Origin of the sequence: Clostridium sp. DSM 17811, assembly GCF_018861905.1 — a bacterium.
GTDB classification, from domain to species: Bacteria; Bacillota; Clostridia; order Clostridiales; family Clostridiaceae; genus Clostridium_AD; species Clostridium_AD frigoriphilum.
The window spans coordinates 30,744-56,212 of sequence record NZ_JAHLDU010000012.1 but is presented as its reverse complement, the minus strand read 5'-3'; the positions used below and the strand labels follow the sequence as shown (position 1 = coordinate 56,212).

At 32.5% G+C, this 25,469-nt stretch carries 23 protein-coding genes, 1 pseudogene and 1 riboswitch; of the genes and pseudogenes, 21 read left to right on the top strand and 3 right to left on the bottom strand.

Translation table 11 applies throughout. The features are described 5' to 3' along the window. The first annotated feature begins 71 nt into the window (after positions 1-71). The 12 genes from KPL44_RS15225 (at position 72) to KPL44_RS15170 (ending at position 11,553) form a co-directional block, all read left to right on the top strand. Positions 72-656, top strand: coding sequence for a 4Fe-4S dicluster domain-containing protein (locus tag KPL44_RS15225; RefSeq protein WP_216252027.1), 585 nt, complete (start codon positions 72-74; stop codon positions 654-656). Continuing rightward, positions 646-1,845, top strand: coding sequence for an NAD(P)/FAD-dependent oxidoreductase (locus KPL44_RS15220; RefSeq protein ID WP_301182971.1), 1,200 nt, complete (start codon positions 646-648; stop codon positions 1,843-1,845). The genes KPL44_RS15225 and KPL44_RS15220 overlap by 11 nt, the downstream gene beginning before the upstream one ends. Further along, complete coding sequence (locus KPL44_RS15215; RefSeq protein WP_216252022.1) at positions 1,838-4,651, top strand: DMSO/selenate family reductase complex A subunit; 2,814 nt, start codon at positions 1,838-1,840, stop codon at positions 4,649-4,651. The genes KPL44_RS15220 and KPL44_RS15215 overlap by 8 nt, the downstream gene beginning before the upstream one ends. Positions 4,652-4,669: 18 nt before the next feature. After that, a complete protein-coding gene (gene mobA / locus KPL44_RS15210; RefSeq protein ID WP_216252020.1) occupies positions 4,670-5,242 on the top strand; it encodes a molybdenum cofactor guanylyltransferase in 573 nt (190 codons plus the stop codon). Between the two features lie 15 nt (positions 5,243-5,257). Beyond that, positions 5,258-5,423, top strand: a riboswitch (molybdenum cofactor riboswitch). A 242-nt stretch (positions 5,424-5,665) separates the two neighbouring features. Continuing rightward, a complete protein-coding gene (locus tag KPL44_RS15205; RefSeq protein WP_216252019.1) occupies positions 5,666-6,691 on the top strand; it encodes a molybdopterin-binding protein in 1,026 nt (341 codons plus the stop codon). Between the two features lie 3 nt (positions 6,692-6,694). After that, positions 6,695-7,900, top strand: coding sequence for a molybdopterin molybdotransferase MoeA (locus KPL44_RS15200; protein WP_216252017.1), 1,206 nt, complete (start codon positions 6,695-6,697; stop codon positions 7,898-7,900). 123 nt (positions 7,901-8,023) lie between these two features. Next, on the top strand, positions 8,024-8,506 hold the full coding sequence (gene moaC, locus KPL44_RS15195) for a cyclic pyranopterin monophosphate synthase MoaC (protein ID WP_216252015.1): 483 nt from the start codon (positions 8,024-8,026) through the stop codon (positions 8,504-8,506). Continuing rightward, the gene (mobB, locus tag KPL44_RS15190) at positions 8,496-8,999 is read left to right on the top strand and encodes a molybdopterin-guanine dinucleotide biosynthesis protein B (protein ID WP_216252013.1); all 504 of its coding nucleotides are present in this window, start codon (positions 8,496-8,498) and stop codon (positions 8,997-8,999) included. Before moaC ends, mobB begins: the two co-directional genes overlap by 11 nt. Before the next feature lie 70 nt (positions 9,000-9,069). Beyond that, the gene (gene moaA, locus KPL44_RS15185; protein ID WP_216252011.1) at positions 9,070-10,050 is read left to right on the top strand and encodes a GTP 3',8-cyclase MoaA; all 981 of its coding nucleotides are present in this window, start codon (positions 9,070-9,072) and stop codon (positions 10,048-10,050) included. Between the two features lie 28 nt (positions 10,051-10,078). Beyond that, a complete protein-coding gene (locus tag KPL44_RS15180) occupies positions 10,079-10,510 on the top strand; it encodes an MOSC domain-containing protein (RefSeq protein WP_216252008.1) in 432 nt (143 codons plus the stop codon). Continuing rightward, on the top strand, positions 10,498-10,989 hold the full coding sequence (locus KPL44_RS15175) for a MogA/MoaB family molybdenum cofactor biosynthesis protein (RefSeq protein WP_216252006.1): 492 nt from the start codon (positions 10,498-10,500) through the stop codon (positions 10,987-10,989). Before KPL44_RS15180 ends, KPL44_RS15175 begins: the two co-directional genes overlap by 13 nt. A gap of 123 nt (positions 10,990-11,112) precedes the next feature. Further along, positions 11,113-11,553, top strand: coding sequence for a substrate-binding domain-containing protein (locus KPL44_RS15170; protein WP_441303748.1), 441 nt, complete (start codon positions 11,113-11,115; stop codon positions 11,551-11,553). Between the two features lie 322 nt (positions 11,554-11,875). On the opposite strand, the pseudogene KPL44_RS15160 reads toward KPL44_RS15170, so the two are convergent. Further along, positions 11,876-13,132, bottom strand: a pseudogene (locus KPL44_RS15160) (transposase); the annotation flags it as partial. A 43-nt stretch (positions 13,133-13,175) separates the two neighbouring features. Between KPL44_RS15160 and KPL44_RS15155 the strand changes: the two are divergent. Together KPL44_RS15155 and KPL44_RS15150 are read left to right on the top strand one after the other, a co-directional pair. Continuing rightward, entirely contained in the window at positions 13,176-13,892 is a 717-nt protein-coding gene (locus tag KPL44_RS15155) for a sialate O-acetylesterase (protein WP_407935019.1), read from the top strand. Between the two features lie 62 nt (positions 13,893-13,954). Beyond that, positions 13,955-14,476: a PadR family transcriptional regulator gene (locus KPL44_RS15150; protein ID WP_216251986.1), complete on the top strand. Its 522-nt coding sequence runs from the start codon at positions 13,955-13,957 to the stop codon at positions 14,474-14,476. A gap of 26 nt (positions 14,477-14,502) precedes the next feature. Here KPL44_RS15150 and KPL44_RS25820 read toward each other — a convergent pair whose 3' ends face one another. Then, positions 14,503-14,625 carry a hypothetical protein gene (locus KPL44_RS25820; protein ID WP_301182970.1) on the bottom strand — a complete coding sequence of 41 codons (123 nt, stop codon included), beginning with the start codon at positions 14,623-14,625 and terminating at the stop codon, positions 14,503-14,505. A 585-nt stretch (positions 14,626-15,210) separates the two neighbouring features. Continuing rightward, positions 15,211-16,077: a recombinase family protein gene (locus KPL44_RS15145; RefSeq protein ID WP_441303746.1), complete on the bottom strand. Its 867-nt coding sequence runs from the start codon at positions 16,075-16,077 to the stop codon at positions 15,211-15,213. Between the two features lie 414 nt (positions 16,078-16,491). Between KPL44_RS15145 and KPL44_RS15140 the strand changes: the two genes are divergently transcribed. The 7 genes from KPL44_RS15140 (at position 16,492) to KPL44_RS15110 (ending at position 25,404) form a co-directional block, all read left to right on the top strand. Beyond that, positions 16,492-17,373 (top strand): hypothetical protein, encoded by an 882-nt coding sequence (locus KPL44_RS15140; protein WP_216251982.1) that lies wholly within the window; start codon positions 16,492-16,494, stop codon positions 17,371-17,373. 655 nt (positions 17,374-18,028) lie between these two features. Further along, positions 18,029-18,718, top strand: a complete 690-nt coding sequence (locus KPL44_RS15135; RefSeq protein ID WP_367302952.1) for a response regulator transcription factor — start codon at positions 18,029-18,031, stop codon at positions 18,716-18,718. Positions 18,719-18,839: 121 nt separating this feature from the next. Beyond that, on the top strand, positions 18,840-19,766 hold the full coding sequence (locus tag KPL44_RS15130) for an ABC transporter ATP-binding protein (RefSeq protein WP_216251977.1): 927 nt from the start codon (positions 18,840-18,842) through the stop codon (positions 19,764-19,766). Further along, on the top strand, positions 19,763-20,539 hold the full coding sequence (locus tag KPL44_RS15125) for an ABC transporter permease (protein WP_216251974.1): 777 nt from the start codon (positions 19,763-19,765) through the stop codon (positions 20,537-20,539). Before KPL44_RS15130 ends, KPL44_RS15125 begins: the two co-directional genes overlap by 4 nt. 33 nt (positions 20,540-20,572) lie before the next feature. Continuing rightward, positions 20,573-21,514: a sensor histidine kinase gene (locus KPL44_RS15120; protein ID WP_216251971.1), complete on the top strand. Its 942-nt coding sequence runs from the start codon at positions 20,573-20,575 to the stop codon at positions 21,512-21,514. Positions 21,515-21,779: 265 nt separating this feature from the next. Beyond that, positions 21,780-23,528 carry an ABC transporter ATP-binding protein gene (locus KPL44_RS15115; RefSeq protein ID WP_216251968.1) on the top strand — a complete coding sequence of 583 codons (1,749 nt, stop codon included), beginning with the start codon at positions 21,780-21,782 and terminating at the stop codon, positions 23,526-23,528. A gap of 592 nt (positions 23,529-24,120) precedes the next feature. Further along, positions 24,121-25,404: an ABC transporter substrate-binding protein gene (locus KPL44_RS15110; protein WP_216251965.1), complete on the top strand. Its 1,284-nt coding sequence runs from the start codon at positions 24,121-24,123 to the stop codon at positions 25,402-25,404. The last annotated feature ends 65 nt before the right edge of the window (positions 25,405-25,469 follow it).

Below are 25,469 nucleotides of genomic sequence, written 5' to 3'. Positions count from 1 at the left end.
AGCTAGTAAAAGTCAATAAAATATGATAGAAGAAGCTAATTTTATATATGAAAAATATAAGGAGGTCGAATATGGAACGTCTTGGATTTTATTATGGTATGACAACTTGTATAGGTTGCAGTGCCTGTCAGGTGGCGTGCAAGGACGTAAATAAGCTGAGGTCTGGTGAGTTTTATCGTAGGGTAGAAACTATATCAATGGATGTTAGAGATAATGAAGAACATTATCATTATTCTGGTGCCTGCAATCACTGTGCGGAACCAGCGTGTGTAAAAGTCTGCCCTGTTGGTTCCATGTATGTTGCAGAAGATGGGACAGTTAGGCATGATGATGGGAAATGCATTGGCTGCGGGGCCTGTGTTTGGAACTGTCCGTATGGTGCAGTATCCTTTAGCAAAACAAAGGGTGTCTCACAAAAATGTGAATCATGTTATGAACGGCGTGAGAAAGGGCTGGCACCAGCATGTGTTGCAGCCTGTATTACCCATTCGCTAAAATTTGGAAAATTAGATGAGTTGGGAGAAGAATCATCAGTACAAACATTGCCATTTCTTCCGTCACCAGAACAAACCAAGCCTTCAATTAAAATAAGTGTTCCAAAGGATTTAAACGATGAATTTTTAAACCATCAGGAAGGAGAACAGTATGGAAAATAGAAGGAAAAATTACGTGATTTTAGGAAACGGAATGGCTGGCATAAGCGCAGCGGAGAATATCCGAATTTATGACAGTAACTGCCACATTGTTATGATTTCTGATGAAGATGTATTATCCTATTCAAGGCCAATGTTAAGCAAAACACCCCTGTTATCCTATGATTTGAAAAAGAATTTTCTTTATCCAGAAAGTTGGTATCAAGAGAATAGTATAGAAGTAGTACTAGATGCGAAAATAGAAAAACTGGATGTGGAAAATAAAAAAGTAATTACCAGCAAGGGAATTTATCAGTATGATAAATGCATTTACGCATTAGGCGCGGGTAACTTTATACCTCCTATTCCTGGATCTGACATGAAGCAGGTAGTAAGTGTCAGGACATATAAGGATATTGAAGGGATTAAGAAGCTTATACTGGGAGCAACTTCTGCAGTACTAATAGGTGGAGGAGTGATCGGTCTTGAGATGGCCTTGGAACTTTCGCACCTTGGCATTACAGTTACAGTGGTAGAAACTCTACCTTATCTAATGCCAAGATTACTAGATGAAGAAACTGCCAAGAGTTTAGAAAAATTGTTAAACCCTATTAAGGTCATTACTGGTGCTAATGTGTCAGGTATAGCACCTGGGGAAAAAGCAGCCGATGTGAGATTAGCAGATGGAACAATAATTCCTGCTGATTTTGTAATTATGTCTTGTGGAGTACGTGCCAATACATCAATAGCTAAAGAGGCTGGTATTGAATGTGATCGGGCTGTTGTAGTAAATGAACACATGGAAACGTCTGTAAGCGGAGTGTATGCCTGTGGAGATTGTGCGCAGCACAATGGCATAAATTATTCGCTTTGGTCCCAGGCAAAAGTCCAGGGGCAAGTCGCTGGAGCCAATGCATGCGGCAAAAGATTGCGCTATGGAATGATTGACAGCTCATTGCTGCTAAATAGCCCTGAATTTGCCATATTTGCTGTGGGCGATGCTGGAAAGAATCCGGATTTGCAATATGAAGTGGAAACGGTAGAAAATAATGATGCTCCTATATTTGCAATCAATCCGCACTTTACAAAAAGTAAGGAAAAGCGATGGTATTGTAACGGTAAACTTAAAGGAGCTATCAGAGTAGGTAGTTTGGTTGGAATTGATGCTCTACGTAAGCAGATATTCAATGAAAAGGAGGTACACGATGCTTAATTTATTAGAATCTTTTTATGCGAGTTGCCATATGGTAGTTTCGTTTTTTAACTCATATGATTGTTGGAAAGCAGAATGCAGCGAGTTTGGTCGAGAATGTAACCTAACAAAAACAGAGTATGAGAACTGTTTAAAAGGCACCGATGCAAATATATTTATACCGCTTTGGGCATCAGCATGCAAAAACAGCGGGAAAATCTTGCAAAATGAAGTTACGCTGGAAGTAATTAAGTTTTATAAAAAGTATGGATATGAAGCAATTGGTATGGATGGAAATCCAGCCGACTATATCGGGGAACAATTTCGCTTCTTAGAGTATTTAAGCAGTTTGACACTGAGAAACGTTGATGATTATAGCAAAGTGATAAATCAATTTATCCAAGCCTTTACGATAGATACTGTCCAGTCTATGATTATGGCTGTTGCGAAGTACGATTGTAGCCCTAGTTTTACTGGCATTTTAGAAGATATGAAAACTATTTTGCAGTCTGGTGGATTAGAACTTCAGTTAACTTCGAAAGACATAATGGAATTTGATAGTTATTCATGGGAAAAACAACCTGAGATTACAATCAAAGAAGAAAAATATATATGCAGCGCAGGTATTAATGACTGTGGCGGAAGATGTAGAATTAATGCTTCTGTACAGGAAGGATGCATCATAAACCTGGATACGGATAATGCTGCGGATGAAAATCCACAGATTCGTTCATGTGTGCGAGGAAAAGGTTATAAGAAAACTTTTTTGAGTACAGATCGTCTGAGGTATCCAATGAAGCGTACAGGGGAACGCGGAAGTGGAAAATTTGAAAGGATCAGTTGGGAAGAAGCTATTGATATTATAGCAAGTGAGACGAAACGAATAAGGGAAAAGTATGGTGCAGCTTCCCGTTTTGTGATGAATGCAACTGGAATAACAGCCCTTATGCGTCCACAAAATATGATACGAAACCTGTTTGCACTGGATGGAGGGTATCTAGGATTCCACAATAGCTATAGCAACGCTTGTGCTGGTTATGTTATGCCAACTATATATGGAGATAACTTTAATTCCAATTCCATGGAAGATGTTTTAAATACTAAATTATTGATTTTATGGGGACATAATCCTGCAGAAACAATATATGGGCCACATACAAATTATTATATTTCACAATTGCATAAAAAAGGCGTTCGTATTGTTGTGATTGATCCAAGAAAAAGTGATTCTGTAATTGCTTATGGTGATGAGTGGGTTGGTATACGTCCATCGACTGATGGCGCCCTTATAGATGCCATGGCATATGTGATTTTAAAAGAGGGATTAGAAGATCAAAAGTTTATGGATACGTATTGTATCGGTTTTGATAAAAAACATATGCCGGAAGGGATTCCTGAAGAAGAAAATTATAGCGATTACCTGTTTGGTAAAAAAGATGGTGTGGAAAAGACGCCAGAATGGGCGGAACTCATATGTGGTGTCCCAGCTGATACTATAGAGCGTCTGGCTAAGGAATATGCTTTAACAAAACCAGCATGCATTCTGCCAGGTCTTGGCATACAACGTACTGGTAATGGAGAACAGACTTATCGAGGTATAGCCATGTTATGTTGCCTGACAGGCAACGTAGGAATATCAGGTGGATCTGCAGGAGACAATATATGTCCTCCTATGCATAAGATGCCGTCGATACCTGAGCCTACAAATCCATATTCTGGTACTATTCCTAACTTTCTTTGGACAAAAGCCATCGAACATGGTACAGAGTTGAAACCTGTTGAAGATGGTTTAAAAGGGGTAGAGCGTTTGGAAAGCAATATTAAGATGGTTGTCAATTTGGCCGGTAATACCTTGATTAACCAGCACAGTAATATTAACGATACAATACGGATATTAAAGGATACGAGCAAATGTGAGTTTATTGTTACCTCAGATATTTTTATGACGTCAAGTGCTAGATATTCCGATTTAGTGCTTCCTGCTACTTCTGTATTTGAAGGAAATAATATTACAATGCCGTGGGTGGGTGATGGTAACTATTTCTTATATAATGCCAAAATGATGGAGCCTATTTTTGAGTGCAGATTTGAATATGACTGGTTGAAGGAAGTTGCCCGTAAACTGGAATTGTATGAAGAATTCACATGCGGACATGAAACGGTAGAAGATTGGTTAAGTGATAGTTATGAGGAAATTAGAAAGTTTGAAGGGGAATTGCCTTCTTATGAGAAATTTAAGAAACGCGGCGGGTATCAGTATAAGAACAATAAGATACGTATAGCTTTTGAAAAACAGATTAAAGATAAAATTCCGTTTAAAACACCTTCGGGAAAAATCGAGATTTTTAGTAAAACTTTGTATGACATGAATCAGCATGAGCTAATTCCAGGGATTCCATCTTATACACCATGTGTGGAAGGTCCGGCGGATCCATTGAAAAATAAATATCCGTTACAGCTTATAGGTTATCATTCGAAGAGAAGATGTCATTCTATCCATGACAATAATGAATGGATGGAAGAAGTGGATCCTCAAGGGTTGTGGATTCATCCGGAAGACGCAAGGCTACGCGGTATTAGCAATGGTATGATGATTGATGTGTTTAATGGCCGAGGACGAGTGCGAATTCCTGCGAAAGTAACTACTAGGATTACAAAAGGTATAGTTGCACTCAGTGAAGGTGCATGGTATAGCCCAGATAAAGAGGGAACAGATTTGCGCGGGTGCATTAATGTACTTACCCATACTACGCCAACACCGCTGGCGAAGGGTAATCCCCAACATACAAATCTAGTGGAAGTCGCAAAAAGCATAGTATCAGTATAAATCAGAAGGATGGTTCATATGGAAATTGGAGCATTGGTCCTTGCGGGTGGTAAAAGTAGAAGAATGAATGGAAACAACAAGGCTTTTCTTAAATATGAGAATAAGAGTTTTATTGAAAGTATAATTGATCAATTAACAGGTTTTCAGAATATTTATATTTCAGTAGATAATAAAGAGAAATATAGAAATTTGAACTTCACGTTAGTAGAGGATATGTACAAGGATATTGGACCAATGGGAGGTATATATTCAGCATTAAAAATGATTGAGGAAAAGTATATCGTTGTAATCGCCTGTGATATGCCTAAGATAAAAAAAGAGTTTATAGATTTTCTTTGTGATTCTATTACAGAAAATATAGAGTGCATTGTGACTGAAGATGAAAAAGGCAGAATCTGTCCTTTAGGTGGAATATATTCTAAAGACTTAATTGGTAAAATTGAAAACATGATAGAGGAAAAGGATTATAAGCTTTTAAACTTAATAAGAAGAGCAAACTCAAAAATTATACCTTTATCTGAGACTAATTTTAATAAAAATATTTTGGATAATGTAAATGACTTAAGGGATTATGATAAACTTAGGAAATGATTGGAAATTTAGAATTAATTTAATAGTCTCCGTGCAAAAATATCTAAGGAGTAAAATCTATGATATTGAGCCAAAGTGAAATTAAGCATATTAAATTTTTCATATGCCTTAATTACTTTCAGGGTTACGTGGGAAACCATTTAGCCTTCTGTATTTGAGAAGGAGCATTATTTGCACAAGGGGATATTCTATCTTTTGGTAAATAATGAATGATATTTAGAGCAAAATACTTAGGTATAAAGCTGTATTTTTCATACCTTTTTATATGGATGAAATAATACAGCTTTTTTGCGTTTTTTAATATATGTGAGTTTTTCTTAATTGGGAATTAAGAAGTGAAAAGATAAGATATTAAAAGAAACTTTCAACTACAACTTTTAACTCTTAATTCTTAACTCATAACTGAAAAAAGGGGTGTTGTTTATGAAAAAAATAGCTACAGTTGATGCGGTAGGGCATGTAATATGTCATGATATTACTAGAATCATAAAAGACGTAGTAAAGGATATAGCTTTTAAAAAAGGGCATATAGTTAGAGTAGAAGATATTCCTGTCCTATTATCTATAGGGAAAGAGAATCTTTATGTTTGGGAAAAAACAGAAGGAATGCTTCATGAAAATGAAGCAGCAGAAATTCTATATGATATTTGCAAAAATGAAAATATTAAACCTTCAAAAGTTAAAGAGGGTAAGATTGAATTAATTGCAGACATAGATGGTTTATTTAGAGTCGATGTAGAAAGACTAAACAAAATTAATGAGTTAGATGAAATAATGATTGCTACAAGACATACAAATTATCCAGTGAAAAAAGGTGAAAAATTAGCTGGGACAAGAGTTATACCTCTTATTGTTGAAGAAGAAAAGTTAAAGAATGCACAAGAAATTGCAGGAGATAATCCTCTTATGGAATTATTACCCTATAAGAATATGAAAGCAGGCATAGTAACAACAGGAAGTGAAGTTTATTATGGAAGAATTAAAGATACATTTACACCTGTTGTTATAGATAAACTTAGTCAATATAAAATTAGTGTTTGTGGGCACAAAATAGTAAAGGATGAAAGTAATATGATAGTAAATGCTATTAATGAATTAAAGAAAAATGGTGCAGATCTTATTATTTGTACAGGAGGGATGAGTGTTGATCCTGATGATTTAACACCAAGTGCTGTTAGAGATAGTGGAGCAAAAATTGTATCATATGGTGCACCGGTACTTCCAGGAGCTATGTTTTTACTTGGGTATTTTGAAGATGGAACACCTGTTATGGGTTTGCCAGGCTGCGTAATGTATGCTAAAGCAACAATTTTTGATTTAATACTACCAAGAGTAGCAGCAGGTGTTAAGATAACGAAAAAGGATATTGCAAGAATGGGAAACGGGGGATTATGTCTTAGCTGTAAAGTTTGCACATATCCAAACTGCGGATTTGGAAAGGGAGTATAGTTCATGTTTAATATAGAACTAGAAAAAGCTATAAAGCTAATGGTTGAAAGCATAGAAGAAATTAAAGAAACTGAAGAAATAAAATTAATTGAAGCCGGCGGAAGGATAATTGCTGAAGATATTTATGCACCTATGAATAATCCTCCTTTTGATAGGTCACCTCTTGATGGATATGCACTTATTTCAGAAGATACTAAAGGTGCAAGCAAAGAAAACATGAAAAAGCTAACTGTTGTAGATTGCATATTTGCAGGTGGATATAGTGAAAAAGTGCTTCAAAAAGGTGAGGCAATGAGAATTATGACAGGTGCAAAGATTCCTACAGGTGCAAATTGTGTTATAAGGCAAGAGAAAACTAATTACGGTCAAAATGAAGTTGAAATTTATGAAGAACTTAGTGAATATGATAATTATTGTTTTACTGGTGAAGATATAAAAAAAGGAGAGTTATTAGTAAAAAAAGGTGAATTAATTACTTATGTACATCAGGGTGTTATTTCAAGCATGGGAATTTCAACGATTAAAGTTAAAGCTAAGCCAAGAATTGCATTAATTGTTACTGGTGATGAAGTTGGAATGCCAGGACATCAATTAAAGATAGGAAAAATTTACGATAGCAATTTGCATTTAATATATTCTCGATTAAATGAATTTGGATTAAGACCAGTAATTGCAGAAATAATTGGAGATAGTGAAGAACAAGTTGGGAAAAGAATATGTGAAATTATTCAGGATGTAGATTTAATAATAACCACAGGTGGAGTTTCAGTAGGTCAAAAGGATATTTTACATAATGTACTTCAGTTAATAGATGCAAATAGAATCTTCTGGAAGGTTAATTTAAAGCCTGGAACTCCAGCAATGTATTCTTTGTATAAAAATAAACCTATATTATCTTTATCAGGAAATCCATTTGCGGCTCTTACAACTTTTGAACTTTTAGGAAAGCCAGTTTTAGCTAAACTAAGTGGCAATAAAACTTTGCAGCCTAAACAAGTTACAGGAACTATGGAGGATGAATTTAATAAACCAAGTATGAAGAGAAGGTTTATACGTGCTTATTTTAATAATGGAAAAGTTAGTTTACCTAAAAATAAACATTCTTCAGGAATGCTTGCATCTATGGTTGGCTGTAACTGTTTAATAGATGTACATAAAGGAACCACAAAATTAAATAAAGGTGATAATGTAGAAGTTGTTTTACTTTGAGTTAGGCATAATCAAAAAAATAACAAATCAATATGCCTTAATTATTACACTAGTTAATGTTATCCAATAAATAATAAATAATAATCAATTATAAAAAGATGAATTTTTAAGGATGTGTAGTGAATGGAAACAGAGTTTAGTCATTTTGATTCAAATGGAAATGCAGTTATGGTTGATGTTTCAGAAAAAAATATAACATCAAGAATAGCAATTGCAAAAGGAAAAATTTTTGTTAATAATCACGTAATGGAGGCTATTTTAAATCAAACTGTTAAAAAGGGAGATGTACTTGGAGTAGCGAGAGTTGCTGGCATAATGGGTGTAAAAAAAACTTCTGATTTAATTCCAATGTGTCATCCACTTATGATTAGTAAATGTACAGTGGATTTTGAAATAAATAAAGAAAAATATTACATAGAAGCTATTTGTACAGTTAAGGTGGAGGGGAAAACAGGAGTAGAAATGGAAGCTTTAACAGGAGTTAATGTAACACTTCTTACTATTTATGATATGTGCAAGGCAATAGACAAAACCATGGAAATTTCTGAAGTATATTTAGCAAAAAAAACAGGTGGAAAAAGTGGAGAATTCATAAATGAAAAATAGAGAGAAGCCTCTTTTAATTGCAATAAGTGGGATTAAAAATTCCGGAAAGACAACCCTTATAACAAAACTAATACCAAGATTAGTAAACTTAGGTTATAAGGTTGCTACAATTAAACATGATGGACATGATTTTGAAGGTGACGTAGAAGGAACGGATTCTTATAGACATAAAGAAGCTGGGGCATATGGAACAGCTGTATTTTCCAAAACAAAATTTATGATGGTTAAAGAACAGGATGAAGTTTCTGAAAGAGAATTAGTTAGTTATTTCAAAGAAGCAGATATTATTTTGCTAGAGGGTTTTAAATACTCTAATTATCCCAAGGTTGAAGTTATAAAAAAAGAGATTTCAAGAAATTATGTTTGTAAAAAAGAAACACTAATTGCCATAGCAACTGATTTGTTCTTCAAGTTTGAGGGGATTAAAACTATCAATATAAACGATGTTGATGAAATTATAGAAGTATTATTAAAATATATAGATTCTAATTAAAATTGTATCTTTTTAACTGTTAATTGTGAATTGTTAACTGAAATATAAGTACATAGAGGAGGCATAAGAAATGTTTGATATTTATAATAGAAAAATCGATTACATAAGAATTTCAGTTACTGATAGATGTAATCTAAGATGCATTTATTGTATGCCAGAAAAAGGAATACAGAGTATAGACCATAAGGATATATTATCTTATGAAGAAATTATATATTTGTGTGAAAACTTTGCAAAAATAGGGATTAGTAAAATTAAAATTACAGGGGGAGAACCTTTAGTAAGAGATAATTTAGCATATCTCATTAAGAAAATAAAAAGTATACAGGGTATTAACAATGTTACTTTAACCACTAATGGAATTTTATTAGAAGAACAAATTGACTCCTTAGTTAAATCAGGATTAGATGCAGTTAATGTAAGCATAGATTCATTAGATGAAATTGCATATAAAAGTATTACACGCATTGGTGATGTAAACAAGGTCATGAGAGGTATTAATAAAACATTAAAATATAAGCATATTGTTGTTAAAGTAAATTGTGTTCCAATAGCAGGTGTAAATGATGAACAAATTTTAGATATAACTAAAATGGCACAAAATAAAAATATCAGTATTAGATTTATTGAACTAATGCCTATTGGACTTGGTAAGAAAATTAAAGGGATAAGCGAAGATAGAATAAAGATGATTATTGAAGAAAATTTTGGTAAGCTGACAGTCTTCAATAAATCTATAGGTAATGGACCAAGTAATTATTATAGTTTAGATAATTTTCAAGGGAAAATAGGCTTTATAAGTGCAGTTAGTCATAAGTTCTGTGAAAAGTGTAATAGAGCTAGACTTACCTCCAATGGATTTTTGAAAACTTGTTTACAATATAGTGAAGGTCAGAATCTTAACACATTAATAAGAAGTGGTAAAAATGATGAAGAAATTATAGAAATCATTAAGAAGACTATTTACAATAAGCCAAGAGAAAATAGATTTTTAGAAGCTGAGGATTATGAGAATTTTGAACAAAATATAATGTCACAAATCGGTGGTTGATTATAAAGACATAAGGAGGAACTCAAAGATGGGAAAAATTATTGCCATATGTATAAGTGAGAAAAGAGGAACTGAAAAGAAAAATATAGGAGAATGTAATGTTATTGAAGGATTTGGATTAGATAATGATGCTCATGGTGGGAATTGGCATAGGCAGGTTAGTTTATTATCTTATGATAAAGTACTTGAATTTAATGACAAAGGGGGAGCAGTAGAAGATGGAGCCTTTGGAGAAAATATATTAGTTGAAGGTATTGACTTTAAAACATTACCTATTGGTACATTATTTAAATGTAATGATGTTATTTTAGAGCTTACTCAAGTAGGTAAAGAGTGCCATGCTCATTGTGAAATATACAAGAGAGTTGGAGATTGTATTATGCCTAGAGAAGGTGTTTTTTCAAAGGTTATCCATGGTGGAAAAATCAAAGTGGGAGATGAGTTAATATGTTCAAAGTAGCAATAATTACTTCAAGTGATAGTGGATATAAAGGGGAACGAGAAGATAGAAGTGGTTTAGCTATTAGAAAAATTGTTGAAGGAAATGGATATGAAGTTGTACAGGCAATATTACTACCAGATGAAAAAGATATTCTAAGTGCTGAAATGAAGAGGATTTGTGATGAAAGAGCTGCGGATCTTATTCTTACAACAGGAGGGACAGGCTTTTCACTAAGAGATTGTATGCCAGAGGCAACTTTGGAAATAGGTGAAAGGATAGTTCCAGGGATACCAGAAGCTATGCGCAGCTTTAGTTTACAATTTACTAAAAGAGCAATGTTAAGCCGTGCAGTAGCTGTAATTCGTAAGAGCACATTAATAATAAATTTACCAGGAAGTCCGAAGGCAGTTAACGAGTGTTTAGAATATATAATTACAGAATTAAACCATGCATTAGGAATATTAAAAGGAGAAGTATCTAATTGTGGAAGGGAATAATAATTAAATTTAGAATTAGCAATGTAACATATGTTACATATTTAAATGCAAAGTTATTTGTCGTACATTTTACTAAGTGTGGAAGCTAGTAATCAAGGAGCTATTGAAAGGTAAAAATATGTAATTTCGACGATCAATGATTCTGGAATAAAAACTGAACAGCTTGCTATGGTAAATGCAAATTGGAGTAAAGAATTTGCTGAAAATTCTATAGAATCATTAATTCTTACGTATAATGGTAGGATAGAAGCAATAATATCCAATAATGATGCAATGGCAATTGGTGCTGTTGAAGCATTACAAAAGTATGGATATAACAAAGAGGACAAATCAAAATATGTATCAGTTTTTGGTATTGATGCATTACTAGAAGCAAAAGATTTAATTGATAACGGATATATGATGGGGACTATTTGTCACTATCCAAGATCTTTTGCAGAAGGGGTTTATATTATTGGAATGAACTTAATAAATAATGAAAATCCTATAGAAAATGCAAATTATAAAATTCAAAATGGTTCAATTGTGATTCCAATATCTTACCAGGAATATATAGAAAAATAGAATTTACAATGAGGTAAAATAAGTTTATCTTGATAGATGTGTAGGTATATGGAATTGATAAGGTTGCTGATAGCTATGTTGAAACAACTACAAATGTTGTAAATAATTTTACTTATTAATAAAATTCATAAGCTAAAAAGTTCCAAGGATAAATTAACCTTGGAGCTTTTTTTGTGGTGCGCCCAGCATGGGTGCAATGAGGCCACTGAAAAAGAGTGCTTATATTTGACGTTTGAGTTTACATAGAAAAAATCTAGAAATATTATAGAGTAATTACTCTGTAAACTTCTAGATTTTATCCTTTTATTGATATACATGTCTATTATTTATCTATTAGCTTCAATATCCTTTTTAAATTTACAGCGAATATTGTTATTGCACCTTGCAATTCCATACAAACAAGACCTGAAGATGATGCAATATCATATCCATGTCTATGTTTTAACTCGCTATTCTTAGCCTCGATTTTATACCGTTCCTTTACTTTTGATTTTAAAAAATTACTTTCTTGAAACATTTCATGTTCGATATGAATATGCGATTTTATTGTTTCAGAATAAGTTTTTCTTGTAGCACCTTCTCTATAGCATCATTTTCTTATAGGGCAAACACGACATTTATTTATGTTAAAATCATATGTAATTCTTTGATTTCTTTTTTTGTCTCTATTGTCCAATATTTTTCTATATGCTATATGACCAGCTTTACAAACATACATACCAGCATCTTTGTTAAACAGAAATTCATCCTCTTTTTTACGAAGGCCTTGCGTAATAGAGGAGTTTAACTTTGAAATTAGTTGTAGCTTCTCGCTGCAGGCATATTCTATGTTCTCTTTTTCAGAATATGCTTTATTACCTATTACATTATCAATTTTCATTCCAGTTTTCTTGCTTTTTTCTATAAGACTTTTTAATTGTTTACCGTCACTTTTTTCACCACTTGTAATAATTGCAGCTGTAATTATTCTTTCTTCTGTCATAGCCAAGTGGGTCTTGTATCCAAAGAAAGAGGTGTCGGATGTTTTATGTCCTATCTTAGCATCAGTGTCATTCGCAGAAATTAAGTTAATTACATCATCCTCTAGTAGTTCATTTATGGTATTTATTTTACTTATAATAACAGGATAAGCAGATAAAACCTCATTACCTTTTACTACTTCTAGTAGTTCTTTACAATATTCCATTTGGTCCTCTAAATTTCCATTATATATTTTTATAGGAAATTGAGTTTTCATTGCCTCATCTATTTTATAGACTGACTTCCTAAGGTTCTCATATGCTTCCATTAAGATTTCACAAGGAGACTTCTGATTGTACCTACTTCTTGTATGTGTTGAATCGACTATAATAGACTTACTTTTTATGATTCCCTTTTCAATCGCAATTTCAACAGTTTTATTAACTAGAAGATCTAATAGGTTTGCATTTTTCAGTCTTAGTTTCCTAAATTTAGTAAGTGAACTAGAATCGATTACATCTTGTTCAGGTGTCATATCCAGAAAATATTTAAAGGACATATCATAACGTGAACGTTCTACCACATCCAAATCAGAAATATCATAAATTATCTTAAGAAGTCAAATGTTGCGTAATGGTAGATGGCAAATGATGACTTAACCAATCAATTATGACCGTCCTGTTTCAGGAATAAGTCTGGCTGGTTCATTTACAGATGCATGGTGTCGTCAAAATGAAGAAGATACTATTGGGTTAATTCCTTGTGCTGAAGGTGGAAGCACTCTGGATGAATGGGCAGTAGATCAAGTGCTTTTTAGACATGCAATAACTGAAGCTAAATTTGCTATGCAAAGTAGTGAGATAACAGGAATTTTATGGCATCAAGGAGAAACTGATAGTATGAATGGTAACTACAAAGGCTATTATAAAAAATTACTTTTAATTATTGAGGCTCTTAGAAAGGAGTTGAACGCTCCAGATATTCCTTTTATTATTGGTGGTTTAGGAGATTTTTTAGGCAAAAAAGGATTCGGAAAAGGCTGTATTGAATATAACTTTATTAATCAAGAGTTACAGAAATTTACTGTTGAACAAGATAATTGTTACTTTGTCACAGCATCAGGTTTAACATCTAATCCTGATGGTATTCATATTGATGCAATTTCTCAAAGAAAATTTGGGATGCGATATTTTGAAGCATTTTCTAATAAGCAACATGTGTTGAAGCCATTGATTAATGAAAATGAGTTGATAAATATTAATAATACTAGAACACATTCAAAAGCAGAAAAGATATATATAAAAAGTATGGATTTTGCGTTAGGAAAAATATCGTATAATGAATTTGAATCTCAATTTATACAAATCAATAATGGTTAAACCTTATAACTACGGAATAACTACCAGCTCAATTTTGATGAAGAATATAAAGAAGGTGTTTTTTGATACCATTACTAATTTTAGGTTTATTAAAAGAAAACTCAGGTTCCTACGGATACGAATTATTAGCCTTAATGGAAGAGCGACACTATACATATATAGTAAATTTCACTAAAGGGTCATTCTATTATAATCTTCAACAATTGGAAGAAAAAAAATATATTAAAAAAATCGAACAATTAGAAAATACTAGAGAGACGCGCAATTATATCATTACTGATCTAGGGGATAAAGAATTTGAAAAATTGATGTATAAGTATGGGTCTAAGACAGACTATATAAACTTATCTTTTTATGCAGCAATGCTATTTGTTAATGAATATAAAAGCGAGGAGTCAACAAAACTAATAGAAATACAAATCGAACAAACTAAAAAGAAAATTTCTTTATTAGAAGAATCTCTTGAACATTGTGAAACAATGCCTACTTATTTTAAAAAAATGTTGGAAAATTCACTTTCTCATCATACAGTAAATGTTCAATGGTTTGAAGGATTGTTAGAAGATATAAAAAATAAAAAATAATCTAAGGGGTATCTGTATAAGGGTGTCTACCTTCCAGCAGAAATCCCATACAATTTAGTGATAATAAAATCATAAATTATAATTTTATGTGCAAATGTTTCAATAACTTTCCTTTTAACTTCTGGATGCTCAGTTTTGAGATTTTCCATGGAAGATAAGAGGGATTTTTTTTATTTTATTTTCATCAAGCCTAGAATAGTCTTTTGTTTAAGGTTATGACTGTTTTCGTATTATTCATTTAGATATCCTGGTAATTGGGTTAAACAAAGATGCCGTATTTGATATAAGAGATATAAGTGTGAATTAAATAATGTTAAACTTATTAATCATAAAAAGTAGTATTTTATTATAACTGTTTTTATTTTGAGTAGATTTAAAGAAAAAACAATAGGCATTACTTATTTCATTTATATAATGAAGTTCTCTCAATGGACAGTGATATAGTTAGGCACGGTTCTCCTCCACCATAAGAAAACAACAAGTTTGATACAATGGAAAACCCTTGAATTTAGAGGTTTTTGTTGTTTTTTGGATGAAATGCAAGCTGTAATTTGAGATGAAAGTCATGAATTATAGGTTAGAATGGAATAAATGAACACACCCTATGAAATTTAGTGTAGGGGGTGTGCACTTTTTAGTAGAAGTAGAAAGCCAGTGTTTTAGCGGCTTTGAGTATGATTACCAAATAAATACAACAATTCTCTCAGCAATCGTTATCTCATAATATATTTAGCCTACTCATTATTGGTTTCTGTTATTGTTGATCTTTTCATACTGTAGTGAGTAGTTCTGCGAATCACGGTATCTTCAACTACTTGAATATTGCTACGTCTTATTTTTTTCAACTGAACTTTATCAAACAGCTCCTGTGAAATAATAGGTGGGTGGCGGTCCATTGATAAGTATTTCTGAAATTCGCCTTTGTTGATTTTACTGTTAGTGCTAGGATATTCAAGGCCATAAGTTTTCCCAACCACCACATTGCCCGTGTATTTTTCATTTGAAAGCATTGTATCAATTGTACGCTTGGCCCAATGATCTTTGCCAGTTGGAGAATTTATACATTCTTCTTTAAGGTAACGAATTATTGCTAGAATGCTATATCCACTAAGATATAACTCATAAATTTTTTGTACTACTTTGGATTGATCTTCATCTATAACAATATTTCCATCATAAGCATTAATATACCCATAACACTTGCGATTATAAAATTTTGAGTTTCCGGTCTCAAAGCCACGCTGAATACCCCACCTAATATTTTGACTTCTTGATTCACTATCAGCTTGTGCCACTGCGTTGAGAATAGATAATAGAAAAGTCTTACTTGTCTCTGAAATACTAATGTTTTTAACTTCAAAGTACACATCAACAAGCAGGCTACGCAATTTATTTATCACAGCTAGTGTATCCACTGTATTGCGTCCAAAGCGACTTACTGATTTGGTAATTATTAAGTCAATTTTGTGGTCATAGCAATCTGAGAGCATTCTTTGGAATTCTACTCTGCCTTCAGTATTTTTCCCGGATTTAATATCTGCATATACATCAACCAGTTCCCAATCAAGGTGCCGCTTAACCATCTGCTTATATTGGTGGATTTGGTTTTAAGGCTCTCTATTTGGTCAGCATGCAACCTGCTGACTCTGCAGTATATTGCAACCTTCACTTTTAGCATGAGATGTATTCTCTCAATTTTGGTGACTTTTCTTTCATTACTCATTTTCACATCATTCCTTTAAAAAAGATTGAAAAGATAAAATTGCCCTACTCGCAGATAGCTTAAATGGAAATTTCATTCAATATAATGATTATTGCCAAATTGTAATAAAATAATTAGCCTAACCATCTCACTTTGGAATTAGATTTATATTTAGCCTATGTTGAAGAGTAGTTAAAGAGTAGTGTTGAAAATTATACACACCAATTATAGCCAATATTATCCTTTTGTTGTATAATGGAGTTAGTTCGGACTTTTAATTATTAACGTGGAATTTACAAAGGAGAGGTAACGTATGATAAGTATAATAAAAAAAACAAAAATAAAGTTTTCTAAACGAACTATGATGCTGATAACATTACTCGCAATAGCATTATTCTCAATTTTGGTTGTATCAAAAATAGTAACATCCCCAAGTTTTAATGCAGCAAACATAAAATCATTGGACGATAAAAAAGTTATAGTTATGAAACTCGCAGCATCAGCGGCAGCATCCTCAACAGCTTTATCGTTACTACCCGGAGATGTTGCAACGCCAATAGCTAATCAGATCGCAGAATTAAGTTCTTATTTCATTGTTGTATTGTGTGCAATTTTATTAGAAAAGATGTTAATTGCAGTAGTTGGTTATGTGTCATTTACCTTTATTATTCCTTTTGCTTGTATTTTAGGTTCTTTTTATTTATACAAAAACGAAGTTGCATTAAAAAATCTTGCAATAAAACTAACTATATTTGGAATTATTCTATTTATAGCAATTCCCGCAAGTATAAAAGTAAGTGACTCAATTTATTCTTCTTACCAAACTTCAATAGAACAAACGGTTGAAACTGCAAAACAAAACAAAGAATATATAGAAGAAAAGAAAAAAGAATTTTCTAAAGAAGACGAAAACTGGATTGAAAAAATTGGCGATCATATATCCAATTTCACTTCTAAAATAGGAAATGGAATATCTGAAATAACTAAAAAGGGAGAAGATACACTTAGTACTTTCATAGGTACAATTGCTGTTCTGATCGTAACCTCTTGTGTTATTCCGATAGTTGTAATACTAATTTTTGCTTGGGTTATTAAAATCTTATTCGGCTTTGATATTAAAGGGGTACTGCCATCAAAACGCGAAAATAATACGCTAAGGATTAAATCTAATCAAAACAACGATTTAAACCTCTAACGTTGCAAATGAAACGCTTGTTGAGTTTATAATTTTTACTTGCTCAATGTTCGGGGTTATGCTACTTATGTGGGAATTCACAATATTCATATATGATAAAATAAAGGCAGCCTTGAGTAGTTGCCTTTCAATTTCAACATTATTAAGTATACATTGCTCGCTACAATTCACTGTTTTCAGTATGCGATTTTATGATATAACGTGTATTTTTGCTAAATTGTATTAAAATTGAGTTTTAGCCTAAACATCTCATAAGAAAACAACAAGTTTGATACAATAGAAAACCCTTGAAATTCAGGGGTTTTCGTTATTTTTTGAAGATAAAAGAGTAGAATCTTTAGGTTTAGAGGTTAAATTTATAGATTTTTATATTGGACATGCACACCCCTATGGATTTTGAAGTTAGGGGTGTGCACTTTTTAGCAGAATTATGTGAGGGTGTATAGCAAAGAAATGGGAAGTGAGACTGATTGATCTAAGTGTTCCAATAAAAATAATAAGAAATATTCTTTAACAGATTACTAGATATATAGTATAATTATCAGATAAATAGAGGAGATATAAAATAATTAAATACATAATTTCATGGTTCAAGAGAAGGAATGACGGACTCATCATATGTGACATCGTGGAGATGGCAATTTAGAAAGGATTGATGAAAATGAAATACAAGATACTGATTGTAGAAGATGAATCAGATATTAATGGATTGTTGGTTAAGATATTAGAAAAAGCAGAATATCAGACTGTACAAGCTTTTTCGGGTACAGAAGCAAAATTATTATTAGAGAAAGAAATTCCAGACCTTATTTTACTTGACCTTATGCTTCCTGGAATATCAGGAGAGGAATTATTGCATGATATTAGGGAGAATAAACATTATAATGTTCCTGTTCTGGTACTCTCAGCAAAAAATTCTTTAGGGGATAAAGTATCTTTATTAAAGAATGGTGCAGATGATTACATCACTAAGCCTTTTGAACCAGAGGAAGTGATTGCAAGAGTTCAATCGGCTTTAAGACGTGCAGGAAAAGAATTTAGCTCTAAAAAAATTCTAACATATAAGACTTTACAACTTTATCCTGAGTCCAGAAAAGTAACAATTGATGGAATAGAAATCGTATTAACAGCTCATGAGTATGATATTCTTTACATTTTAATGCAAAACCCAGAGAAAGTGTATTCCAGAGAAAGTTTGTATGAATCGGTGTGGAATGGTGGATATTACGGTGAAAATAACACTGTAAATGTTCATGTTAGCAATTTAAGAAAAAAATTAAAAGAAGCGGATTCCGAAGAAGACTATATTCGTACCGTATATGGCATTGGATTTAAACTCCAATAAAAAACTTTATGACTTCTTTAAAAGTTTTTTATGACTTATTAAAGAATGGACTGTTATAATATGTTTGTTCAATGAGGAAATCCAACAATTGATAAACTTATTTTTATATGGAGGTAGATAAATGAATGATTATATTATAGAAACAAAACAAGTTACAAAGGCATATGGTTCGCTCCTTGCATTAGATCATGTAAATATTCATGTGAAAAGAGGAAGTATTTATGGACTAGTTGGTGATAATGGTGCCGGAAAAAGTACCCTTTTAAAATTGTTAGCTGGACATAGCTATGCAACAGATGGAGAAATACAGCTTTTTGGAAAATATGGAGAAAAGGAGTTGGAAAGTACCAGGAAAAAAATAGGGTGCATGATTGAACAGCCTAGTTTTTTTCCCAACATGACAGTAGAACAAATATTAAAGTATTATTGTATTCAAAAGGGTATTCCAGATAGAGAAAAAGTTGATAAAATGGTAAAACTAATGGGTATTACAGAAAAGCGAAACAGTAAATGCAAAAATCTTTCAATGGGGCAAAAACAGAGATTAGGTCTTGCGATTGCCATGATGGGAGAACCACAGCTTTTAGTTCTGGACGAGCCTATCAACGGACTAGACCCTAGCGGTATTATCGAATTTCGTAATTTGCTACATCGCTTGAATGAGGAAAAGAATATTACAATTCTACTGTCGAGCCACATATTGTCTGAACTTCAACAAATTGCTACCGCATATGGTTTTTTAAACAAAGGTATTTTGATTGAAGAAATCTCGTCACATGCATTACTTGAGAAATGTTCGGATTGCATTGAAATTACAGTATCGGATGTGGAAGAATATTCGGTTTTATTGGAAAGGGATTTCCCAAAAGAAACCTACAAAGTTCTTCCAGAAAACAATATTCGTATCTATAGACCACAGGCACAAGCAGAAGCCTACAGTAAATTAGCTTCTGAAAACAGGATTTATATAACAGGTATGAGAACAATTCAATCTTCTTTGGAAGATTATTATATGGGATTGAAGAAACGAGGTGAAGAAAAATTATGAATTATATAAAAAGTGAATTTTATCGGGTATCCCACAGCAGAGGTATTTATTGTTTAACTGCAATTTTAGTAATTTTGTCATTTTTGTTGAATGCTGTATTAGGCTGGTTTGGAAGAATGGACGGTTCAAGTTTTCGATATGATACAACTTCGTTTTCATATTCAAATTTAGTAGCAAATCCAATGTTGTTTTGTGTTATGGGTGCTGTTATTGGGATTTTTCTCTATGAGGGGAACAGAAAATATGGCAATTTAAAAAATACGATTGCTTTTGGTATTCCAAGAACTAAGGTCTTTGCCGGAGAATGTATTGTAGCCACTGTTACAGCTATCTTTTCTTTGATTATAGTCATAAGTGTTTATATTATAAGTGCAGTTGTTTTTTTGGAACATACAGGCCCCGTAAATCTGATGGCTTTATTGACAGAAATTCCAGCCGTATTTTTTATAGCTGTCGCTTCGTTGATTTCGGGAATTGTATGTATAGAAGCATTTGAGAAAGCTTCTACCGGGATTATTATTTGGGTTACAATTTGGTTTATTATTCCTAAAATCTTTTTTTACTTGGGTCTTCGTTTTGATATGATTCGCAACATTGCTATGTGGATGCCCGATAATTTTTTTGGTACAAATGGAATGAGCGTCAATATGTCACAGAGTATTACTGCATGGGGTACAGCAGAAGGAATGGCTAAATGCTTAATGTCCGGCATAATTGGAACCGTTGTTTTTTCCTTAGTGGGTGTCATATTATTGAGAAAAAGAGAATTGTAATTTATATGTCTGATTTTGGATAGGAGGAGCGAAATGCTGTATATTATTTTAGCTATTATAGGGGGTTATTTTGCATTTCACTATTTTTCAATCCTATATGCGTTTCGTGAGATAACAAAAGATATACGGGAAATACAAAAAGATCTTACACAAAACCAAATTCTTCATTTGCCGATACCGAATAGGGATTTAGAGAAGGTCTTGTGTTCCTTTAATTATACTTTAGAGGAAATCAGAAAAGAACGGCAGAATTATGAAAAAAGAGAAAAAGGGTTCCAGAAGCAAATAGAAAATATCAGTCACGATTTACGAACTCCTTTAACTGTAATCCTGGGTTATTTAAAACTTATCAAAAAAACGGATAAAGAACTTAACATGGACAAAGAACTGGCAGAAGCGTTACAAATTATCGAGCATAAAGCGGAAACTATGAAAATATTGGTAACTCAATTTTATGATTTTTCCCGCTTAAATGCAGGAGATTTTGGATTGACACTGAATAATGTAGATATTTCCAGAACTTTAAAGGAATCTCTTATGGGTAATTACCAAATCTTGGAGCGATCGCATTTAGCAATAGAGGTTAATATACCAGAGCATCCGATATGGGTAATGGGGGAAGAGTCCGCACTAGTAAGGATATTTCTCAATTTATTACAAAATGCTGGTAGATATGCCAATAGTTTTTTAAGAATCTCAATGAAAGAAGATGACGGAAATGTATTAATTTCATTTATCAATGATACAAATATGCTTTCTGAAGATGATATTCCACATTTATTTAATAGATTTTATATGCAAGATAGTTCCCGAAATCAAGGTGGTACAGGGTTAGGGTTGACAGTTGCAAAATTGCTAGCAGAAGAGATGGGAGGAATATTGGAAGTTAGTATTGTTGATAAAGAATCGTTAAACTCTGAAAAGTATAAATTCACTATTTGCTTTAAATTGTGCATAAAAGTAACAAAAAAATGAGGAGGAACTAATGAAAAAATTGTTCTTATTTCTAACTATAAAATCTATAGTGGTTAGATTGCCGGAGCAATTTATATACTGACTGGTTAGAATAATCGCTAAATTGTATCAAAATCATAGTCATTAGACATAAGAAAACAAAATGTTTGATGTAATGTAAAACCCTTGAATTACTGATAAATAAGGATAATTTAGATTGACCACGATATAAATATGTTATACTTAGAGAAAAATAAAGATGCATAAAAGAAAGGAATTAGCAAAAATGGATACAAAAGAATTTAAAAAAAGATCTCTAGTTTCAATATTCTTCTCATATTTTAAACCACACAAAAATTTATTTATATTAGATATGTCATGTGCATTCTTAATTGCAGTTATTGACTTATCGTTTCCAGCAATAACTCGTTATTCTCTAAATGAGCTATTACCTGTTAATGCTTATAAAACATTTATAACTATTATGGTGATAATGTTAATTGCTTATACATTAAGAGCTTTTTTCTACTATGTAATAACCTACTATGGTCACACTTTTGGCGTATTAGTAGAAGCGGATATAAGAAGCGATTTATTTAAGCATATGCAGGAATTGTCTTATGGATACTTTGATAGAAACCGTACAGGTCAACTACTGAGTAGACTTACCGCAGACTTATTTGATATAACTGAACTTGCTCATCATGGTCCTGAAGATGTTTTTATATCCACCTTGACAATAATAGGATCACTAGGTATCTTATTTACTATTCAGTGGAAATTAACTTTGGTTATTGCTTTAATCTTGCCTATATTTCTATTAGTTGTATGGTATAGACGTTCTGAAATGTCAAAAGCTTCTCTTGAAGTGAAAGAAAAAACTGCTTCTATAAATGTAAATATTGAATCAGGGCTTTCAGGCATGAAAACAGCGAAAGCATTTGCAAATGAGAATTCAGAATTTAATAAATTTAGTGAATCAAATGATGCTTTCAAAACATCCAAAACTAAATTTTATAAGGCAATGGGATATTTCAACGCTTCAATGGAATTTTTTCTTTGTATTCTGCCAGCAACAGTTATCTTAGTAGGTGGTATATTAATTATGAAAGGACAGATGAATCAAATTGATTTAATTACTTTTACCTTATATATTGCCACTTTTATAACTCCGATTAGAAAACTTTCAAACTTTGCTGAACTATTTGCAACAGGTGGAGCTGGACTTGTACGTTTTGTAGATATGATGCGTACTGAAACTGAAATGAAAGATGATCCTAATGCTATAGAGATAGGCAGAGTAAAAGGCGAATTAGATATTGAAAATATTAGTTTTTCTTATAAAAAAGGGATTCAAGTATTACACAATATTTCTCTTCACGTCGACCCTGGTGAAACAATTGCAGTCGTAGGTCAATCGGGTGGAGGGAAATCAACATTATGTAAATTGATTCCCAGGTTCTATGATGTTGATGAAGGAAAAATTTTGCTTGACCACGTAGATATACGTAATATTACACAAGAATCATTGCATAAAAATATTGGAGTTGTAGAACAAGACGTGTTCCTTTTTGCTGATAGTATTCTTGAAAACATTAGATATGGTAGACCTGAGGCTACTCCTAAGGAAGTTGCAATGGCAGCAAAACAGGCTGAGATTTATGATGATATTATTGCTATGTCTGATGGATTTAATACTTTTGTTGGAGAACGTGGTGCAATGCTTTCTGGTGGACAGAAACAACGTATTTCTATAGCACGTATATTCCTAAAAAATCCACCATTCCTAATTTTAGATGAAGCAACTTCTGCCCTTGATAGTGTTACAGAAGCTAAAATACAAGAAACTTTTGACAACCTAATAATTGGAAGAACAACTTTTGTTATTGCTCATAGATTATCTACTGTTAGAAATGCAGATAGAATTCTTGTATTTGATAGTGGAAATATTATTGAAGATGGAAATCACGAATGTTTAATGGAAAAAAACGGTGTCTATGCTGAACTTTATAAAACTCAGCATATAAGTAAATAGATGATTTGTGAATTCACAAATATTGATACAATGAGAAACCCTTGAAATTCAAGGGTTTTCGTTGTTTTTTGATGATTTTGATATAGAAATTTTTAAGGTTTACAGATTAACTCCTTAGATTTTTATGTTGGACATGCTTATAGAATCAGGCTGTTTCTCATAGGCTGTAGTATAAAGAGCATAGGGGTAGGAGAAGCTTAATTATGATGGACGAAGGTCAATTAGAACAAATAAGTAGGGCTGTTGAATTAGATGAATTAGGTGTTTTTGTAGCTTCAAACCTAAAATAACATATGTAATTTAGGAAGTATCTACATTATATTGTGGGTGCTTTTTTATTGTTAAAATTATAGAAGGAGCAACAAAGGGATAAATATGAGGTGATTGATGCAATTAATTTAGACTATATTGATTATATACAAATAGGAACTCTCTTTAAATAATAAAAGCACATCATTCCATGTGTAAAGGACATAGGTCTATTTTAAGTATAAGTAGGTTGTATTATTATAGAGGAGTAGTAATAATAACGTTTACAAAGGCGGTCATTTATTTAATAAGTTAATTCTAAAATTTAATAGGGGGGGTATTTATGAAAAGAAAAGCATTAGCTCTAACACTAGGTTTATTATTAACACTAGCAACATTTACGGGGTGTGGAACGCAGACAAAAAAAGCTGCAGTAGGTACTGATACTACAAAGAGTAAGGCAGTCACTATTACCTATGCAATTTGGGATTCTAATCAAGAAAAGGGATTAAGAACAATTGCTGATGAATTTGAAAAAGAAAATTCTAATATTAAAATTAAGATTCAAGTTACCGGTTGGGCAGATTATTGGACAGCTCTTGAGGCCGGTGCAACTGGAGGGTCATTACCTGATACTTTCTGGATGCATTCAAACGAAATCTACAAATATGCATCAAATGATCAGTTGATGAACTTGAATGATAGAATAAAAGCAAGTAAGAAGATAGAAATGGATAAGTTTCCTAGTGGATTAAAATCTATATATAATTATAAGTCAAATCAATATGCAATTCCGAAAGATTACGATACTATAGCTCTTTGGTACAACAAGACAATGTTTGATAAGGCAGGTATTACTTATCCAAATGATAAGTGGACATGGACTGATTTGGAAAAAACAGCTAAAAAGTTAACAAAAGCTGATGGTTCACAGTATGGAATTCTTACCCCACTTCATAATCAAGAGGGATATTACAATTTTGTATATCAAAATGGTGGGACAATAATTACAAAGGATAAAAAATCAGGTTATGATGATCCAAAAACAGTTGAAGCTATGAAGTACTATGTGAATTTTGTAAAAGATGGTCTTTCACCTAAAGAATTTGGGGATGCAGAACGTGCTACTGATATGCAAAGTGGAAAATGTGCAATGGGATTCTTTGGATCATGGAATTTATCAGGGTTTTCTTCAAATGATTATATGAAGAAAAATTTTGATGTAGCAGTATTACCAAGTTCTAACAATGGAGGGAGAGCCACTATTTTTAATGGCCTTGGAAATGCAATAGCAAAAGGAACTAAACATCCAGATGAATCATTTAAATGGATTGAATATTTAAGTTCTAAAGAGGGGCAAACAAGGCAGGCACAACTTGGTGTAGCTATATCAGCGTATGATGGAACTGCCGATGCTTGGGTTGCCTCAAACAAAACGTTTAATGTAAAGGTATTTATTGATATGGTAAAATATGCTCAAATTAGACCATATTCTAATACAACTGGTGTTTGGGAAGATAAGGCATATGAGGTATTAAAGGGAGCTTTTACTGGAGAAAAAACAGTTGAACAAGCCTGCACGGATGCAGCAGCTGTAATGAATAAAAGTTTGGTACAAGAAAAATAATTATATATTTTGCGATAACCAATTATGGTTGTCGCATAGTTTTTCAATTGCGTAGCGGGTAAGGA